This window comes from Geojedonia litorea (assembly GCF_042654525.1).
GTDB lineage: Bacteria > Bacteroidota > Bacteroidia > Flavobacteriales > Flavobacteriaceae > Geojedonia > Geojedonia litorea.
The window spans coordinates 1-2,210 of record NZ_JBHSGP010000002.1 but is presented as its reverse complement, the minus strand read 5'-3'; the positions used below and the strand labels follow the sequence as shown (position 1 = coordinate 2,210).

1 protein-coding gene is annotated in these 2,210 nt (G+C 44.0%); it reads right to left on the bottom strand.

Annotated features, from left to right (window positions below; all coding sequences use genetic code 11):
* Positions 1–276: 276 nt before the first annotated feature.
* On the bottom strand, positions 277–2,166 hold the full coding sequence (locus ACFO5O_RS00010; RefSeq protein WP_465253846.1) for an Ig-like domain-containing protein: 1,890 nt from the start codon (positions 2,164–2,166) through the stop codon (positions 277–279).
* Between the last annotated feature and the right edge of the window lie 44 nt (positions 2,167–2,210).

The following is a 2,210-nucleotide window of genomic DNA, read 5'->3' as shown; positions in this document are numbered from 1 at the left end:
GTGTTAGGGTTATACTTGAAGCATTATAATCACATGGATCATTTACATCAGTACCATCTGTGGTCTCATCACCATTTGTGACACCATCACCATCACAGTCGGCTGCTTGCCATACTGCATTACTCGTATCTGGCGTGCTTCCTGCCGTGTAGACACATGGATTGTTTGAATCTGGGTCTGTTCCGTTCGCATCGCCATCGCCATCACAATCTGAACTACTCCATACACCACTTTGTGTTAGGGTTATACTTGCAGCATTATAATCACAAGGATCATTTACATCAGTACCATCTGTGGTCTCATCACCATTTGTGACTCNCCTTGTGTTAGGGTTATACTTGAAGCATTATAATCACATGGATCATTTACATCAGTACCATCTGTGGTCTCATCACCATTTGTGACACCATCACCATCACAGTCGGCTGCTTGCCATACTGGATTACTCGTATCTGGCGTGCTTCCTGCCGTGTAGACACATGGATTGTTTGAATCTGGGTCTGTTCCGTTCGCATCGCCATCGCCATCACAATCGGCTGTTTGCCAAACTGGGTTGCTCGTATCTGGTGTGCTTCCTGCCGTGTAAACACATGGATTGTTCGAATCTGGATCTGTTCCGTTCGCATCGCCATCGCCATCACAATCGGCTGCTTGCCATACTGGGTTGCTCGTATCTGGTGTGCTTCCTGCCGTGTAAACACATGGATTGTTCGAATCTGGATCTGTCCCGTTCGCATCGCCATCGCCATCACAATCGGCTGCTTGCCATACTGGGTTGCTCGTATCTGGCGTGCTTCCTGCCGTGTAAACACATGGATTGTTTGAATCCGGGTCTGTTCCGTTCGCATCGCCATCGCCATCACAATCGGCAAATGGATCACTTAAGCACCCTAGAACAAGCACGGTTACTGTTGCCGTAGAATTATCACCATTACCATCCGTTATCGTATAATTAAATGTATCCGTACCACTAAAATCGGTTGCTGGCGTATAATTTATTGAATCATCTGTAGGATCATTGGGAGTACCGTTATTATTAACAGTAATAGTACCTCCATTTGAACTAGTTCCAGCAACTAACGTAATTGCTCCAAAATTAGGGCCATCACCTCCAAAACTATCAGCACCATTACCATTATCCTGTAAAACATTAATCACATTATTGATACTGTTCTCAACAACACTTACTGAATCATCTTGAGCCATAGGCAAATCATTCACGGGGGTTACCGTAATATCTAATGTACTACTACTTGTGCCGCCATTTCCATCACTTATGCTATAGGTTACTTGTGGTACTGATCCATTATAATTAGATTCGGGTATAAACTCATAACTACCATCAGCATTGATTGTTAAATCGCCTTCTGTTAAATTAACCGTGGTTCCTGCTGAATATGTAGTACCTCCTACTTCAAAGGTTGTAACAATCAATGTCTCATCAGAATTTGGATCCGTATCGTTGCTCAATAATCCTGAACCTGCCGCTACCGTTAAAGTTACTTCTTCTGCCGTACTATTGGTATCTGGATTGGCCGTTGGTGGCAGGAAGCTTTTTGGAACTTCTACCGTTACTAATGCTATATCACATAACCCTGAACCATCACATACTTCATACTCAAAAGTATCAGTTCCAAATTCGAATCCTGGATTTGGAGTGTAGGTTATTGTATCATCTCCATTGATCACTACCGTTCCATTTGTTGGTGTTGTTACAATACTTGACACGCTTAAAGTGTCTCCATCAATATCTGTATCATTCGTTAACACAGGGATAGTAACAGCCACATTAGGATCGGTAGTTGATAGATCATCAACCGCCACCGGTGCGTCATTAACTGCATTTACCGTGATGTTTTCATTCGCTGTGGCTGTGGCCGTTCCATCTGTAATTACATATGGGAAACTTACCGCGCCGTTGTAGTTCGCTGCTGGGGTGAAGGTAATCACGCCTGCGGCATCAATAGCTACCGTTCCGTTGGTCACTGCGATACTTTGGGCTGTACCTGGTGTTAAAGCCGTTCCGTTGATGGATACAATACTTAAGGTATCACCGTCTGCATCTGTATCACCTGTTAATGGTAATAACTGTACAGAGGTGTCTTCATCTGTAGTATAGGCATCATCGACCGCTACTGGGGCGTCATTAACTGCATTTACCGTAATGTTTTCATTCGCTGTGGCTGTCGCCGTTCCATCGGTAATTACAT